Below are 16681 nucleotides of genomic sequence, written 5' to 3' on the forward strand. Positions count from 1 at the left end.
GCCTTCCATGGACGCCCGCCAGCTCGCCCCGCACATTCCCGGCCTGCGCCGCTATGCGCGCGCGCTGACCGGCAATGCCTGGGCGGCCGACGACCTGGTGCAGGACACGCTCGAGCGCGCCTGCAGCAAGTGGCGGCTGTGGGTGGCGGGCAGCGACCTGCGCGCCTGGCTGTTCGCGATCATGCACAACCTCTTCGCGAGCCAGGTGCGCCGCGCGCCGCCGCCGCATGCGGCCGTGCCGCTCGACGAGCTGCCGCCCGAACAGCAGGGCGGCGTCGACCCCGGCCGCGACCACGGCGTGCGCCTCGACCTGCAGCGCTGCCTGCTGCAGCTGCCGGAAGAGCAACGCGCCGTGCTGCTGCTGGTGACGCTCGAGGACCTGTCCTATGCCGAGGTCGCGAAAGTGCTCGGCATTCCGCTGGGCACCGTGATGTCGCGGCTGTCGCGCGCCCGCGTGCGGCTGCAGGAACTGCTCGACGGCGCGGCCGCATCCGGCGCGGCGGCGGGCACACTGGCGGGCAGTGCGGCCCCGCGCCCCGGCCTGCGCCGCCTCAAGTAACGCCATGAACCGCCCCGCCCCGCCCCCTTCCGACGACGAACTGCATGCCTGGGTCGACGGTCGGCTCGCGCCCGAGCGCCGCGCCGCCGTCGAGGCCGCGCTGGCGGACGATCCGGCCCTCGCGGCGCGGGTCTCGCTCTGGCAGGCGCAGCGCGACACGCTGCGGCAGCTGCATGCCGAACTGCTCCACGAGCCCGTGCCGGCCCACCTGTCGGCCGTGCTCGAACGCGAGGCCGCGCCGCGCGACGGCTGGTGGCGCTGGGGCGGCATCGCGGCCGGCCTGCTGGTCGCCTTCGGCGCCGGCTGGCTCGGCAATGCCCAATGGAGCGCCAGCCAGCGGCCGGGCACCACGCTGGCGCGCGCGCCGGCGGTGCGCGAGTTCGTCCATGCGGCCTCGCTCGCGCACCAGGTCTACACGCCCGAAAAACGCCATCCGGTCGAGGTGGCCGCGGCCGAGCAGCAGCACCTGGTGCAGTGGCTGTCGCGCCGGCTCGATCGGCCGCTCAAGGTGCCGGACTTCTCGACCCTGGGCTACACGCTGGTCGGCGGGCGGCTGCTGCCCGGCGAGAACGGCGCGCGGGCCCAGTTCATGTTCGAGGACGCGGCCGGCGAGCGCGTCACGCTCTATGTCGGCCAGCTCGATCCCAAGACCGCGGGCGGCCCGCCAGCCCCCGCGCCCGAGACCGCCTTCCGCTTCGCCGCCGAGGGCGCCGTGCCCAGCTTCTACTGGGTCGACCAGGGATTCGGCTACGCGGTGGCCGGCCGGCTGCCGCGCGAAACGCTGATGAAACTGGCGACGCTGGCCTACCGGGATCTGTCTTGAGCGCGGCATACACTCGGCCGGTTCGCGCATGCATCCCCCCATTTCCATGTTCGCGATCACTCAACGAAGGAGAAACTGCATGAAATTGCTCAGCGCCTCGATCCTCGCGGCCGCCCTGCTCGCCGGCTGCGGCAGCATGTCCAACCAGAGCGCCAGCGCGCCCGACACCCCGACGCGCACCGCCGACGGCGTGCTCGTCGGCCCGAACGGCATGACGCTCTACACCTTCACCAAGGATGCCGCCGGTTCGGGCACCTCGGCCTGCAACGGCCAGTGCGCGACCAACTGGCCGCCGCTGGGCGTGGCCGAAACCGCCAAGCCGATGGGTGGCTACACCATCATCATCCGCGAGGACGGCAAGCGCCAATGGGCCTACAAGGGCTGGCCGCTGTACTACTGGGCCAAGGATGCCAAGCCGGGCGACAAGACCGGCGACGGCTTCGCCAACGGCGCCTGGAAGCTCGCGCGTCCCTGAGACAGCGCCCATCGCCCGGGGCTCGCGCCCGGGCGATCCACGCCAGGAAGGCGGCCCGCAGCGGCCGCCTTTTTCGTTTCCGGACCCGCCGCGCGCAGGCGGCAGAATGACCCGATGCCCCTGAACGCCAACCTCGACGCCTTCGCCGCCCTGCTGCCCCTAGGATTGATCACCGACGAGCAGCACGATGCCGTGCTGGCCCATCCCGGCTTCCCCACGCTGCCGGCGCTGCCGAGCCCGGCGCACGCGCTGGACTGGATGCAGCAGCAGGGGCTGATCGACCCCGTGGCCTCGCACGTGCTGCGCATCCAGCTCGACCGGCGCGTCGAGCGCAACGCCCTCGACCGCGGCACGCGCGACGAGGCCGTGGCAGTCGCCGAACAGGCCGAGGCGCTGCACCGGCTCGGCGAGCGCGGCATCGTGCGCGAGGCCGTGCTCGCGCTGCATGCCCACGGCCGCATCGACGCCGATGCGCGCGACGAGGCACTGGAGCGCGTGCCGGTCGGCGGCGCCGAGCCCGACCCCGAGGCCACGCATGCCTGGCTCGACCCCGAGCCCTTCGAGGCGCTGGTCCTCCAGGGCCTGGTCGACGCGCCCCGGCTCGCCACCGCGCGCGCCCATCCCGAATACGCGAGCCTGCCCAGGCCGCCGACGCCGGCCCATGCCTATGCCTGGATGCGACTGCGCGGGCTGCTGCCGGTCGAGAACGAGGACGAAGACGCGCTGGTCGAGCGCATCGTCGCGGCCCACGGCGAATCGGCGGCCGAGGATGCGGAGGACACGCTCGACGAATCCGAGGAACTGCTCGAGGCCGGCGCGCTCGGCCTCTCGCATGCGGTGGTGCAGGCGCTGCGCGACGACGGCCTGCTCGACGCCGAGGACCTCGAGGAGGCGCTGCCGTGGGTGCCGCTGGTGTCCGACAAGCGCGCCGACCCGGCCACCGCCCTCGCCTGGCTGGTGACCGACGGCTGGCTCGAGGAAGAGCGCTTCGAGGCCATCGCCGCGCGCGTGGAGGCCGAGCCGGCCTTCGTCGGCGCCGACGAGCGGCGACAGATCATCGCGCAGGCGCGCGAGCGCATCGCGGCCGAGACCGCGAGTTCGAAGGCCGCGACGCGCAAGCGCTCGACGGGGCTGCGCCCGCCGCGCTGGCTCGGCGTGCTCGCGGTGATCGCGATGGTCGGCGCGGCGGGCGCCTACCTGTGGCAGCTGAACGGCCTGCCGGCCTGCAACAGCGACCTGGCACGGCGCGAGCTCGACGGCCTGGTATCGAGCACCAGCAACGACGAGCGGCTGCGTTCCGAGCCCGGCGTCGAGGCCCGCGTGAGCGCGCTGCGCGAGATCGGCTTTCTCAAGGCCGACAACGTGCGCGGCTGCCTGGCCACGCTGTCGCGCGACGGGAAGACCGAGGCCATCGGCTTCACCATCGGGTCCGACAGCGGCGGCTCGGGCGGCGGCACGGTGGTGCGCGGCGCCGAGGCGGCGATCGTCGAGGCGCGCTTCGGTGCGCTCGATGCCGAAGGCCGCCCGCAGCACAACGCCGAGCCGGTCGGCCGGCCGGCGCTCGCGGACGCGCTGCGCGAAGGCGTGGACAACCTGGAAGCGCGCATGCGGGCGCCCAAGACCCTGCAGGAACGCCTGCGCGCGCTGCGCGAAATGCCGCTCATGACGATCGACCCCGACCCCAGGCTCGCGCTGACCGAAGTCGAGCCCGCCGGCGCCTGCCAGGCCGGGGACGGGCAGCAGCAGGTCTGCCCGGTGGTGATGGTCTACGACGACCGCCGGCTCGGCGCCATCGGCGGCGTGCGCGCCAGCGGCGCGGCGTCGCTGCCGCTGCGCGCCGAAATCACGCTGGCGCCCGACGACATCGGCGTCTGGCGCGTGGATGGGGATTTCGATCGACGCTTCGCGATGGCGGTGGTCGAGGCACGGCTTCACAAACAGGGCGCGACCGATGCCGCCTTGGGACCGCTCGAGCTGCCCGAGCCGCCACCGCCCCCGCCGCAGATCGTGCTGCCGAAGCTGCCGCCACCGAAGGTGGCGCGCTGAGCGCCGCGCCCGGCCTGGCCGGCCGGGGCGCGGCGACCGTCCTCAGACGGCCGATTCGCGGCTCGCGCGCTTGCGCTCGTGTTCCTTCAGGAAGCGCTTGCGCAGGCGCACGCTCTTGGGCGTGATCTCGACCAGCTCGTCGTCCTCGATGAACTCGACGCCGTACTCGAGCGTGAGGTCGATCGGCGGCGTGATCTTGATCGCGTCTTCCTTGCCCGAGACGCGGAAGTTCGTGAGCTGCTTGGTGCGGGTGGCGTTCACCACCAGGTCGTTGTCGCGGCTGTGGATGCCGACGATCATGCCTTCGTAGACCGGATCGTTCGCCTTCACGAACATGCGGCCGCGGTCGTCGAGCTTGCCGAGGGCGTAGGTGAAGATTTCACCGTCGTCCATCGAGATCAGCACGCCGTTCTTGCGGCTGCCGATCTCGCCCTTGTGCGGCTCGTAGCTGTCGAAGATGTTGCTGATCAGGCCCGAACCGCGCGTCAGGTTCAGGAATTCGTTGGTGAAGCCGATCAGGCCACGCGCCGGGATGCGGTACTCGAGGCGCACGCGGCCACGGCCGTCCGGTTCCATGTTGACCAGCTCGCCCTTGCGCTCGCCCAGGGCCTGCATCACGCCGCCCTGGTGCTGCTCCTCGATGTCCGCCGTCACCAGCTCGATCGGCTCGTGCTTCTCGCCGTTGACGTTGCGGAACACCACGCGCGGCTTCGAGACGGCCATCTCGTAGCCTTCGCGGCGCATGTTCTCCAGCAGGATGGTCAGGTGCAGTTCGCCGCGGCCCATGACCTCGAACACGCCTTCCTCGTCGGTCTCGTTCACCCGCAGTGCCACGTTGTGCTGCAGTTCCTTCTGCAGGCGGTCCCAGATCTGGCGGCTGGTGACGTACTTGCCTTCGCGGCCGGCCAGCGGGCTGGTGTTGACGCAGAAGTTCATGGTCAGCGTGGGCTCGTCGACCTTGAGCATCGGCAGCGGCGCCGGGTTCGCGGGGTCGGTCACCGTGACGCCGATGCCGATGTCGGCGATGCCGTTGATCAGCACGATCTCGCCCGGGCCGGCTTCGGTGGCCTGCACGCGGTCCAGGCCCTGGAAGGTCAGCACCTGGTTGATGCGGCCCTTGATGGACTGGCCGTCCGGGCCTTCCATCACCAGCACGTCCATCATCGGCTTCAGGGTGCCCTGGCTGATGCGGCCCACGCCGATGCGGCCGACGAAGGTCGAGAAGTCGAGGGCCGAGATCTGCAGCTGCAGCGGCGCGGCCGGGTCGCCCTTCTGCGAGGGCACGTGCTTCAGGATGGTGTCGAACAGGGCCGACATGTCCGGGCCCCACTGCTCGCCGGGCGCACCTTCCTCGAGCGAGGACCAGCCGTTGATGCCCGAGGCGTAGACCACGGGGAAGTCGAGCTGCTCGTCGGTCGCGCCGAGCTTGTCGAACAGGTCGAAGGCGGCGTTGACCACCTTGTCGGGGTTGGCACCGGGCTTGTCGACCTTGTTCACCACCAGGATGGGCTTCAGGCCCAGGGCCAGCGCCTTCTTGGTCACGAAGCGCGTCTGCGGCATCGGGCCTTCCTGCGCGTCGATCAGCAGCACCACGCCGTCGACCATCGACAGCGCGCGTTCCACTTCACCGCCGAAGTCCGCGTGGCCGGGGGTGTCGACGATGTTGATGTGCGTGCCCTGCCAGGTCACGGCGCAGTTCTTCGCCAGGATCGTGATGCCACGTTCCTTTTCGATCGCGTTGTTGTCCATCACCGTGTCGACGACCTTCTCGTGCTCGGCGAAGGTGCCCGATTGGCGCAGCAGCTGGTCGACCATCGTGGTCTTGCCATGGTCCACGTGGGCAATGATGGCGATATTGCGGATTTGCTTGGTCATGGTGTCGCTTCGGTCTGTGGTGCGTTCAAAAGAATTTGCTGGATTTCGATGGGGTTCAGCAAGCGCCCCGGGATCAGTTCATGGGCGGCCACGTGGGCCGTGCCGAGGAAGGCCGGAGGCGATTCGCCGAACACCGCGACCCGGGCCGCATCGGCCCACGGCCCGCGCCGACGCAGGCCGGACAGAAAGCGCCCTGCATCCTCGCTGCCCAGCGTGACGATCGTGTGGCCCTCGACCAGGCATTCGGCAGGCAACAACCGGGCCAGCCGCTCGTCCTCGTCCATGGCTTCCAGGGCCTCGAGCGTGATGCACTGGGCCGCCACGAAGCCGCCGGTGGCGGTGCGGCGCAGCGAGCTCAGGTGGGCGCCGCAGCCCAGCGCCTCGCCGATATCTTCGCCCAGGGTGCGGATGTAGGTGCCCTTGCTGACCGAGGCCTCGATGCGGATGGCAGCGGCCGCGGTCTGCGCGATCTTCAGCGCGTGGATGACGACGTCGCGCGGCGCGCGCTCGACCTCGATGCCCTCGCGCGCGTATTCATAGAGTGCCTTGCCGTCCTTCTTGAGCGCGCTGTGCATCGGCGGCACCTGGCGGATCGGGCCGGTGAACAGGGCCTCGGCGCGCGCCAGGTCCTCGGCCGCGACCTGGACCGGGCGTTCGGCGATCACCTCGCCCTCGGCATCGCCGGTGGCGGTACGGATGCCCAGCCGCGCGGTGGCGACGTAGGTCTTGTCGGCGTCGAGGTGCAGCTGGCTGAACTTGGTGGCGGCGCCGAAGCACAGCGGCAGCACGCCGGTGGCCAGCGGATCGAGCGTGCCGGTGTGGCCCGCCTTCTCGGCGCGCAGCAGCCACTTGGCCTTCTGCAAGGCCTGGTTGCTGGACAGTCCCAGCGGTTTGTCGAGCAGCAACACCCCATGCACAGGGCGCCGCTGCACCCTTGTGCGTGGCGCATTCATGGCTAGTCGTCTTTCGAACGCGAAGCGACGGCCTGCGCGATCAGCGCGTTCATGTCGGCGGCACGCTCGGTGGTGCGGTCGAACACGAAGTGCAGCGTGGGCACGGTGTGGATGTGCAGGCGCTTGAACAGGCCGTTGCGCAGGAAGCCCGCGGCCTGGTTGAGCGCTTCGGTGGTCTCGGCCACGTCGCCGGTGAGCAGGCTGAAGAAGACCTTCGCATGCGCATAGTCGGGCGTGACCTCGACCGCCTGCAACGTGACCATGCCCACGCGCGGGTCCTTCAACTCGCGCGCGATCAGCTCCGTCAGATCGCGCTGGATCTGATCGGCGACCTTGAAGGCGCGGTTGGGAGTAGCGGCTTTTCTTTTGGGCATGTCAGGAATGCGGGAGCGACATCGGATTCAGAACGCAGAAGCCGCGAAGACTGCGCAGAGGTCGCAGAAGCAGCAGAAGAAACCTCTTTCTTGCTTCTGCGACTTCTGCGAGACCTTCGCGACTTCTGCGTTCGGTTGTCCGTATTACAGGGTCCGCGCGATCTCCTTGATTTCGAAGAACTCGAGCTGATCGCCCTCTTTGATGTCGTTGTAGTTCTTGAGCTTGATACCGCACTCGAAGCCTTCGCGCACTTCGCGGACATCGTCCTTCATGCGCTTGAGCGAGTCGACTTCGCCGGTGTAGACCACCACGTTGTCGCGCAGCAGGCGGAAGTGCGAGCTGCGGGTGACATAGCCCGAGGTGACGTACGAGCCGGCCACGGTACCGATCTTCGAGGCCACGAACACCGTGCGGATCTCGGCCGAGCCGATGACTTCCTCGCGGCGCTCCGGCGCCAGCATGCCCGACATGGCGACCTTGATCTCGTCCACCGCGTCGTAAATGATGCTGTAGTAGTTCAGCTGGACACCATTGCCTTCGGCCAGCTTGCGCGCGCCGGCATCGGCACGCACGTTGAAGCCGATCACCACCGCCTTCGAGGCGATCGCGAGGTTGATGTCGCTTTCGCTGATACCGCCCACGCCCGCATACACCACCTGCACCTTGACCTCGTCGGTCGCGAGCTTGAGCAGCGATTGCGCGAGCGCTTCCTGCGAGCCCTGCACGTCGGCCTTGATGATGATGCGCAGCGTCTGCACCTCGCCCGCCGACAGGTCGGAGAACATGTTCTGCAGGTTCGCGGCCTGGGCCTTCGCCAGCTTGGTGTTGCGGAACTTGCCGGCACGGTAGGTCGCGATTTCGCGCGCACGACGCTCGTCGCCCATCACCATGAACTCGTCGCCGGCCTGCGGCACTTCGGTCAGGCCCTGGATCTCGACCGGGATCGACGGACCGGCCGTCTTGGTCGGCTTGCCGTCCTCGTCGAGCATGGCGCGCACACGGCCATAGGTCGAGCCGGCCAGCACCACGTCGCCGGTCTTGAGCGTGCCGGACTGCACCAGCACGGTCGCGACCGGGCCGCGGCCCTTGTCGAGCTGGGCTTCGATCACCAGGCCCTTGGCGGCGGCATCCACCGGCGCCTTGAGTTCCAGCACTTCGGCCTGCAGCAGCACCTGCTCAAGCAGGTCGTCGATGCCCTGGCCGGTCTTGGCCGAGACGCCGACGAACGGAACGTCGCCGCCGTACTCTTCGGGCACCACCTCCTCGGCCACCAGTTCCTGCTTCACGCGGTCCAGGTTGGCATCGGGCTTGTCGATCTTGTTGATCGCGACCACGATCGGCACACCCGCCGCCTTCGCGTGCTTGATGGCTTCCTTGGTCTGGGGCATGACGCCGTCGTCGGCCGCCACCACCAGGATCACGATGTCGGTGGCCTGCGCACCGCGGGCACGCATGGCGGTGAACGCCTCGTGACCCGGGGTGTCGAGGAAGGACACCATGCCGCGTTCGGTTTCCACATGGTAGGCACCGATGTGCTGCGTGATGCCGCCGGCTTCGCCCGCGGCCACCTTGGCGCGGCGGATGTAGTCCAGCAGCGAGGTCTTGCCGTGGTCGACGTGGCCCATGACGGTCACGACCGGTGCGCGCGGCAGGGCTTCCGCCGTTTGCGCCGACACGTCCTCGTCGGTGAAGGCTTCGGGATCGTCGAGCGCGGCAACCACCGCGTTGTGACCCATTTCCTCCACCACGATCATCGCGGTGTCCTGGTCGAGCGCCTGGTTGATCGTGGCCATCTGGCCCAGCTTCATGAGCTGCTTGATCACCTCGGAGGCCTTGACCGACATCTTGTGCGCGAGCTCGGACACCGTGATGGTTTCCGGCACGTGCACCTCGATGATGCGGGCCTCGACCGGCGCCGCCGGTGCGTGCTGCTGGTCGTCGTGGCCACGGTCGTTGCCACGGCGCCCGCGCGGACCGCCGCGCCAGTTGCCACGGCCCACGCCGCCGCTCGCGTCGCCGCGGGTCTTGATTTCCTTCTTCTTGGCGGTGTCGCCGGCCCAGCTCGACGAGAGCTTGGCCGACTTCACTTCCTTGCCGGCGGCACCGCCGGCGGGCGCCGCCGTGGCGGCACCCGGCGCGGCCGGAGCCCCGGCGCGGGCCGCGGGCGCGGTCGGCTTGTGCAGCGTGCCCTTGACGCCACCGGCGGGCTTGACCTCGGCGGGCTTCTCGGCCTTGTGCGGCACCAGCACGCGGGCCGGCGCATTCATCATTGCGCGGATGGCTTCGGCCTCGGCCAGGGCCTTGCGGCGGCGCTCGTCGAGGTCGCGCGCACGCGCGGCTTCCTCGTCGGCACGGGCCTTCGATTCGGCGGCGGCCTTGGCCTTCGCGTCTTCCTTGGCCTGCGTGGCGGCGGCCTGGGCCGTGGCCTTGGCCTCGGCGGCCTGCTTGGCGGCGGCGACCTGCGCCTCCGCGGCTTCCTTCAGCGCGGCGACTTCGGCCTCGGCCTTGGCGGCGCTGTTGGCGGAGCTGCGAACGACCGGCTTGGCCGCTTCGGCCTCGGTCTCGGCCTTCTTCTGGGCTTCCTGGCGAGCCGCCTGCGCGGCTTCCTGGCGTGCCTGCTCGGCCTGTTCGGCCTGCTCGGCGCGTTCCACCTTCTCGCGTTCGCGGGCTTCGGCTTCCTCGCGCTGGCGGCGCTTCTCGGCCAGCTCTTCTTCCTGGCGACGGATCAGCTCGGCCTGGCGGCGGGCTTCCTCCTCGCGACGGGCGAGTTCGGCTTCATCGATGCGCGGCGCGGCCGGCTCGGCCGGAGCGGCGACGGGCGCGGCAGCCACCGGCGCCGGAGCCTCGACGGCACCCGCGGGGCCTTCGTCGCGCTGGATGAAGGTGCGCTTCTTGCGCACCTCGACCTGGATCGTGCGGGCGCGGCCGGTGGCGTCCGCCTGCTTGATCTCGCTGGTCGACTTCTTGGTCAACGTGATCTTCTTGCGCTCGGGCTCGACGGTGCCGTGGCTGGCCTTCAGGAAACCGAGCAGGCGCTGCTTGTCCGACTCGGTCAGTGCGTCGCTGGCGGCCGCTTTGGGCACACCGGCGCTGCGAAGCTGGTCGAGCAAGGTTTCGGGAGTCTTCTTGAGTTCATTCGCGAACTCGGCGACAGTGGTACTGGACATATTCGTTTCGTGCCTCCATGACCATCACTCTTGGCCGGCGAACCAGTGTTCGCGGGCCTTCAAGATGAGGGTTTTGGCGTCATCGGCGCTCAGGCCGGTGATCTCGGTGAGTTCATCGACCGCGAGGTCGGCCAGGTCGTCGCGGGTGTTCACCCCCGCCTCGGCCAGCTTCGGAATCAGGTCGGGGTTCAGGCCTTCGAGGTCGCGCAGGTTCTGCGAGACGGTCTCGACGCCCTCCTCCTTGGCGATTTCCATGGTCAGCAGCGCATCCTTGGCACGCGAGCGCAGTTCGTTGACCGTGTCTTCGTCGAAGGCTTCGATCTCGAGCATCTCGGAGATCGGCACGTAGGCCACTTCCTCGAGGCTGGTGAAGCCCTCGGAGATCAGGATGTCCGCGATTTCCTCGTCGACGTCGAGCTTCTCCATGAACAGGCGGCGCGCGGCGTCGGTCTCGTTCGCCTGCTTCTGGGCCGACTCGTTGGCGTCCATGATGTTGATCTTCCAGCCGGTGAGCTCGGAAGCCAGACGCACGTTCTGGCCGCCACGGCCGATCGCGATCGCGAGGTTTTCCTCGTCGACCACCACGTCCATGGCGTGCTTCTCCTCGTCCACCACGATGGAGGACACGTTGGCCGGCGCCAGGGCGCCGATCACGAATTGGGCCGGATCCTCGCTCCACAGCACGATGTCCACGCGCTCGCCGGCGAGCTCGTTGGTCACGGCGTTGACGCGCGTGCCGCGCACGCCGACGCAGGTGCCGATCGGGTCGACGCGCTTGTCGTGCGAGAGCACGGCGATCTTGGCGCGCGAACCGGGGTCGCGGGCGCAGCTCTTGATCTCGAGCAGGCCCTGTTCGATCTCGGGCACTTCCTGGCGGAACAGCTCGATCATGAACTCGGGGGCCGAGCGCGACAGGATGATCGGCGCGCCGCGCAGCGTCAGGTCGACCTCCATGATCATGGCGCGCACGCGGTCGCCGTTGCGCAGGTTTTCCTTGGCGATCATCTCGCTGCGGCGCAGGCGGCCTTCGACGCGGCCGGCCTCGACGATGATGTCGCCCTTGTCCAGGCGCTTGACGGTGCCCACGAAGATCTTGTCGCCGCGCGACATGAAGTCGTTGAGCAGCATCTCGCGCTCGGCGTCGCGGATCTTCTGCAGGATCACCTGCTTGGCGGCCATGGCGCCGATGCGGCCGATCGGCACCGAGTCCACCGCTTCCTCGATGTACTCGTCGACCTCGATGTCGGGCATCTCTTCCTTGGCTTCGAACAGCAGGATTTCCTGGTCGGGCTGCTGCAGGCCGGCTTCGTCGGGCACCACGTGCCAGCGGCGGAAGGTCTCGTAGTCGCCGCTGTCGCGGTCGACGGCGACGCGGATGTCCACCTCGCCCTGGTACAGCTTCTTGGTGGCCTGCGCCAGCGCGGACTCGACCGCGCCGAAGACGACGTCACGCTCGACGTTCTTCTCGCGCGAGATCGCATCCACCAACATCAACATTTCGCGATTCATGCCACCACTCCTCTAGTCAGTCCGGAACCTTTGTTCCGCCAATGTCCTGCGAGCCCTGACGGGCCCTGGGCTTGCGCCCCTTGAAATCCACGATGGGTGCCAGCCGCGCCTCGCGCAGCTCGTCCAGCACGAAGCCCAGCGCCTGCAACGGTGCCGGCGCGCGCTTCTTGCTGACCTTCTGACCCGGCTTGGGCTCCGGCTCGTCGCTCCAGACGATCTGCCAGCCCCGGGGGCCGTCGGACCCCTCAGCCTGTGCGGCCCGCTCGAGCGTGCCGCGAAACTTCTTGCGATTGGCCGACACCTGGCCGGCCGCCGCCTCGCCGATCGGCGCCTTCAGCGTGATGTCGATCACCTCGCCCTCGAAGCGCTCGAAATCCTTCTCGTGGCGCAGCGGACGATCGATGCCCGGCGAGGACACCTCGAGCCGCTTGTAGTCGGCGCCATCGACCTCGAGCGCGAACTGGAGCTGTCGCGTGACCTTCTCGCAGTCCTCGACCGTGACGAAGGGCTCGGGCGTGCCGGCGGCGAGAGCCTCCGATGTGGGGGCCGTCCACGGCAAATCAATCGTCACGCGCAGCAATCCTCCCGCCGAGCGTTCGATCTCGACCAGGTCGTAGCCGAGGCCGGCCACGGTTTGTTCCACTGTCTGCTGCAATGCCACGTGTTCGAAGGTGCCTTTTTTATTCAATCGACGATGTGCAATAACCCGCCCGCCAGGTACCGCGCCATCGATAAAAATCGCTTCGGCGAGAAATCGCGAGGAAACCGGAAATTGCTGCCACCCGGAATTCCACTCGATAACTCAATACCGGATGGACCATAAAAAAACGGGCGGTTGGTACCCGCCCGTTTGGTCGTGAGCCTCCAATTATATGCCACTTCTGTGATAAATGAAGGGGCACTTCTGCACGCGGACCACGCCCGTTCGCGGCTCAGGGCGTGGCGGCCCCTTCCCGAGCGGCGGCGACGCGCCTGGAGCGCGCCCAGACGGCCGCGAACAGCACCGATCCCAGCGCCAGCGCGGCCGCCGCGACCAGCAGCGGAATCTGGAACGAGCCGGTGCGCTGCGCCAGTGGCGCCGCGAACAGCGGGCCGATGATCTGACCCACGCCGTACGACGCGGTGGCGTAGCCGATCAGCCCGGCCGCCGCATTGCCACGCAACCGGCGCGCGTCGCGCACGGCGAACAGCGTGATGGCGGTGAACGGCATGCCCAGCAGCAGGCTGCCGAGGGCGAAACCGACCACGCTCGGCCAGGCCACGGACAGCACCACGCCGACCGCCTGCAACGCATAGGCGATCGCCAGCAGCAGGCGGTTGTCCCAGTGCATGGGCGCGCGCGAGCCGATCAATGCGCCCGGAATGATCGCGGCGCCGAACAGCGGCCAGAAATAGTCGGGCCAGAACGAGCCCGGCAGCGCCTGGCGCGCGATCACCGGCAGGAAGGTAGCGGTGATGATGTAGCCAAAGCCCGCCAGCCCGTAGAGCGCGACCAGCCAGATCGCGTCGGAACGCGCCGCGGCCGACTCCTGGGCGCTCGGCGCCGCGACGGGCGCGGGCGCCGCGCCGCCGGCCACGGCCTGCTCGCCGTCGTTGAACACGCGCCAGATCGCCGCAATCAGCACCAAGGCGAGCACGCCCAGGCCGATCCAGCCGGCTTCGGAGCCCCAGCGGCCGAGCGCCCCGCCCAGCAGCCCGGTCATCGCGATACCGACGCCCGGGCCGGTGTAGATCACGCCGCCGAGCGCCGGCGAACGCGTTTCGGCCAGCCGGCGCAGGCCCCAGCTCGAGGCGAACACGAACACCCAGGCGCTCATCACGCCGGCCGCCGCGCGCAGCACGCCCCAGGCAGCGAAGCTGTGCAGCAAGCCCATGCCGACCAGCAGCGCCGCGGTGGCCAGCAGGCCGCCGCGCACCATGGTCTTGGCGCGCACGCCGATGGCCGCGCAGCTCACCGCGCCGACGAAATAGCCGAGGTAGTTGAGCGAGGCCAGCAGCCCGCCGGCTTCGAGCTCGAGCTTGCCCTCGTGCAACATGATCGGCAGCATCGGCGTGAAGGCGAAGCGCCCCAGCCCCATGGCCACCGCCAGCGTCACCATGCAGGCGAGCGCCGCCCGCCAGGCGCCGCGCCTGTCTTGTCCGATTTCCGACATCTTTTCGCGCAATGCTCGTTGTTGTAGGTCGCGTTCGCCGTCAGGCCAGCTGCGCGGCGGCCACCAGTTTCTGCGTGTAGGGGTGTTCGGGAGCGTCGAGCACCCGGTCGACCGGGCCCGACTCGAGGATCGCCCCGTCCTTCATGACGATGACCTGGTGCGCCATGGCGCGGATCACCTCCACGTCGTGCGTGATCAGCAGATAGCTCAGCCCGCGCTCGCGCTGCAGCCGCTGCAGCAGCCCCAGCACCTGCTTCTGGATCGTGACGTCGAGCGCGCTGGTGGGCTCGTCGAGCACCAGCAGGCGCGGATCGACGATCAGCGCGCGCGCGATTGCCAGCCGCTGCCGCTGCCCGCCCGAGAACTCGTGCGGATAGCGGTCGAGCAGCGCCGGGAACTGCGCCTCGGTCAGCCCGACGTCGGCCAGCGCCTGCAGCGCCCGCGCGCGACGGTCGGACGCCTTGAGTTCGGGCGCGTGCACCAGCAGGCCCTCGCCGACGATCTGCTCGACGGTCATGCGCGGCGACAGCGAGGAGAACGGATCCTGGAACACCACCTGCATCGCGCGCCGCAGCGCGAGATCGGACGCCTGGCCCTGCCCCCAGCCCTGCCCCTCGACCTTCAGCGCGCCCTGGAAGCGCAGCAGCCCCAGCGCGGCCAGCGCCAGGGTCGACTTGCCCGAGCCCGACTCGCCGACCACGCCCAGGGTTTCGCCGGGCGCGATGCGGAAATCGGCACCCTGCACCGCCACGAACTCGCCCTTGCCGAACCAGCCGGCGAAGCCGGGCCTGGGCACCGGATAGCTCACGCGCAGTCCCGTGGCCGAGAGGATCGGCGCCGCGTCGGGCCGCGCCGGCGCGGGGGTCACGTCGCGCGTGGGATGGCTGTCGATCAGCTTGCGCGTGTAGGGGTGTTGCGGCGCCTCGAACACGTCCGCCACCGGGCCGTGCTCGACGATGCGGCCCTGCTCCATCACCGCGACGCGGTCGGCGAAATGGCGCACCAGGTTCAGGTCGTGGGTGATCAGCAGCACCGCCATGCCGTACTTGCGCTGCAAATCGGCCAGCAGCTCGAGGATCTGGGCCCGCACCGTCACGTCGAGCGCGGTGGTCGGCTCGTCGGCCAGCAGCAGGCGCGGCCGGCAGGCCAGTGCCATGGCGATCATGGCGCGCTGGCGCTGGCCGCCCGAGAGCTGGTGCGGCAGCGCCCGCGCGCGCCGCGCGGGCTCGGGAATGCCGGTGTCGGCCAGCAGTTGCACCGCGGCCTCCTGCGCGGCGCGTGCCGGCAGGCCCTCGTGCAGCTGCAGCACCTCGGCGATCTGGTCGCCCACGCTGTAGAGCGCGTTGAGCGCGGTCATCGGCTCCTGGAAGATCATCGCGATCTCCTTGCCGCGGATGCCGCGCAGCTCGCGCTCGGGGATCGACAGCAGGTCGCGCCCGTCCTGCGCGCGCTCGGCATCGAACAGCCGCGCCGAACCCGAGAGCTCGGCGTTCTGCACCAGCCGCAGCAGCGACAGCGCGGTGACGGTCTTGCCCGAGCCCGATTCGCCCACCAGCGCGAACTTCTCGCCGGCCGCGATCCGGAAGTCGACGCCATGCACCACCGGCTTGCCGCCGAAGGCCACGCGCAGGCCGCGCACGTCGAGCAGCGGCGCGCCGGCCGCGAGGGAGGATTGGCCTGGCTTCACTTGTCGGCCTTCCGTGGATCGAGGGCGTCGCGCAGCGCGTCGCCCATGAAGGTCAGCAGCATCAGGGTGAAGACCAGCACGCCGAAGGTGGACATCGAGATCCACCAGGCGTCGATGTTCGCCTTGCCCTGGTTCAGCAGTTCGCCCAGCGAGGGCGTGCCCGGCGGCACGCCGAGCCCGAGGAAGTCGAGCGAGGTCAGCGCAAGGATGGCCGCGCTCATGCGGAACGGCAGGAAGGTGACGACCGGGACCATGCTGTTGGGCAGGATGTGGCGCCGCATGATCTGCAGGTTGCTCACGCCGAGCGCGCGCGCGGCGCGCACGTAGTCCATCTGGCGGTTGCGCAGGAACTCGGCGCGCACGTAGTCGGCCAGCGACATCCAGCCGAACAGGCTCAGCAGCACGAGCAACAGCAGCACGCTGGGCGTGAAGATGGCGCTGAAGATGATCAGCAGGTAGAGCTCGGGCATCGAACCCCAGATCTCGAGCAGCCGCTGCAGGAACAGGTCGGTCTTGCCCGCGAAGAAGCCCTGGATCGCGCCGATGGCGATGCCCAGCACCACGCCCACGGCCGTGAGCGCCAGCGCGAACAGCACGCTGACGCGGAAACCGTAGATCAGCTGCGCCAGCAGGTCGCGCCCGCGGTCGTCGGTGCCCAGCAGGTTCTCGCCCGAGGGCGCGGCCGGGTTGGGCTGCTTGGCGAAGTAATTGAGCGTGCGCGGGCCGTAGGGATTGGGCGCGTAGAGCGCCCAATTGGCGCCGGCCGTGATGCGGTCGCGGATGAAGGGATCGAGATAGTCGGCCGGAGTCTCGAAGTCGCCGCCGAAGGTCTTCTCGGAGTAGTCGCGCAGCACCGGGAAGTAGGTCTGGCCCTCGTAGCGCACCACCAGCGGCTTGTCGGTGGACAGCAGCTCCGCGAACAGGCTCAGCACCACGAGCACGGAGAACAGGACCAGGCTCCAGAAGCCCAGCGGATTGCGGCGGAAGCGGCGCCAGGCGCGCCGGCCCGGGCTGTCCGACTTGGCCGGCGGACGCGGCGCGGCGGGAGTGGGCATCGAT

Annotated in this window: 13 protein-coding genes; 4 read left to right on the forward strand and 9 right to left on the reverse strand. The window is 69.5% G+C overall.

The genetic code is table 11. From position 1 onward, the window contains the following. Nucleotides 1–7 precede the first annotated feature (7 nt). From ACEN9J_RS06050 to ACEN9J_RS06065, 4 genes are all read left to right on the forward strand, one after another. Complete coding sequence (locus tag ACEN9J_RS06050) at nucleotides 8–559, forward strand: RNA polymerase sigma factor (protein WP_413763599.1); 552 nt, start codon at nucleotides 8–10, stop codon at nucleotides 557–559. Nucleotides 560–563: 4 nt separating this feature from the next. After that, a complete protein-coding gene (locus ACEN9J_RS06055; protein WP_413763600.1) occupies nucleotides 564–1382 on the forward strand; it encodes an anti-sigma factor family protein in 819 nt (272 codons plus the stop codon). A 79-nt stretch (nucleotides 1383–1461) separates the two neighbouring features. After that, nucleotides 1462–1857 carry an ATP-binding protein gene (locus ACEN9J_RS06060; RefSeq protein ID WP_057591710.1) on the forward strand — a complete coding sequence of 132 codons (396 nt, stop codon included), beginning with the start codon at nucleotides 1462–1464 and terminating at the stop codon, nucleotides 1855–1857. A 114-nt stretch (nucleotides 1858–1971) separates the two neighbouring features. Continuing rightward, a complete protein-coding gene (locus ACEN9J_RS06065; protein WP_413763601.1) occupies nucleotides 1972–3903 on the forward strand; it encodes a hypothetical protein in 1932 nt (643 codons plus the stop codon). A 42-nt stretch (nucleotides 3904–3945) separates the two neighbouring features. Here ACEN9J_RS06065 and typA read toward each other — a convergent pair whose 3' ends face one another. The 9 genes from typA to ACEN9J_RS06110 all read right to left on the reverse strand — a co-directional run bounded on the left by typA (nucleotide 3946) and on the right by ACEN9J_RS06110 (nucleotide 16677). Continuing rightward, nucleotides 3946–5778, reverse strand: a complete 1833-nt coding sequence (gene typA, locus ACEN9J_RS06070; RefSeq protein ID WP_261205840.1) for a translational GTPase TypA — start codon at nucleotides 5776–5778, stop codon at nucleotides 3946–3948. After that, nucleotides 5775–6731, reverse strand: a complete 957-nt coding sequence (gene truB, locus ACEN9J_RS06075) for a tRNA pseudouridine(55) synthase TruB (RefSeq protein WP_413763602.1) — start codon at nucleotides 6729–6731, stop codon at nucleotides 5775–5777. Before truB ends, typA begins: the two co-directional genes overlap by 4 nt. Before the next feature lie 2 nt (nucleotides 6732–6733). Beyond that, nucleotides 6734–7105, reverse strand: coding sequence for a 30S ribosome-binding factor RbfA (gene rbfA, locus ACEN9J_RS06080; protein ID WP_057591714.1), 372 nt, complete (start codon nucleotides 7103–7105; stop codon nucleotides 6734–6736). A gap of 144 nt (nucleotides 7106–7249) precedes the next feature. Continuing rightward, on the reverse strand, nucleotides 7250–10273 hold the full coding sequence (infB, locus tag ACEN9J_RS06085; RefSeq protein ID WP_057591715.1) for a translation initiation factor IF-2: 3024 nt from the start codon (nucleotides 10271–10273) through the stop codon (nucleotides 7250–7252). A 24-nt stretch (nucleotides 10274–10297) separates the two neighbouring features. Further along, nucleotides 10298–11782, reverse strand: a complete 1485-nt coding sequence (gene nusA, locus ACEN9J_RS06090) for a transcription termination factor NusA (RefSeq protein WP_057591716.1) — start codon at nucleotides 11780–11782, stop codon at nucleotides 10298–10300. A gap of 16 nt (nucleotides 11783–11798) precedes the next feature. Then, nucleotides 11799–12443: a ribosome maturation factor RimP gene (gene rimP, locus ACEN9J_RS06095; protein WP_057591717.1), complete on the reverse strand. Its 645-nt coding sequence runs from the start codon at nucleotides 12441–12443 to the stop codon at nucleotides 11799–11801. A 271-nt stretch (nucleotides 12444–12714) separates the two neighbouring features. Continuing rightward, nucleotides 12715–13935: a YbfB/YjiJ family MFS transporter gene (locus tag ACEN9J_RS06100; protein ID WP_057591718.1), complete on the reverse strand. Its 1221-nt coding sequence runs from the start codon at nucleotides 13933–13935 to the stop codon at nucleotides 12715–12717. 40 nt (nucleotides 13936–13975) lie between these two features. Continuing rightward, nucleotides 13976–15622, reverse strand: a complete 1647-nt coding sequence (locus tag ACEN9J_RS06105; protein WP_413763603.1) for an ABC transporter ATP-binding protein — start codon at nucleotides 15620–15622, stop codon at nucleotides 13976–13978. Next, nucleotides 15619–16677 carry an ABC transporter permease gene (locus ACEN9J_RS06110; RefSeq protein ID WP_395347494.1) on the reverse strand — a complete coding sequence of 353 codons (1059 nt, stop codon included), beginning with the start codon at nucleotides 16675–16677 and terminating at the stop codon, nucleotides 15619–15621. Before ACEN9J_RS06110 ends, ACEN9J_RS06105 begins: the two co-directional genes overlap by 4 nt. Between the last annotated feature and the right edge of the window lie 4 nt (nucleotides 16678–16681).

The sequence above is a fragment of the Variovorax sp. Varisp41 genome, assembly GCF_047325085.1.
In the GTDB taxonomy this organism is placed as follows: domain Bacteria; phylum Pseudomonadota; class Gammaproteobacteria; order Burkholderiales; family Burkholderiaceae_C; genus Variovorax.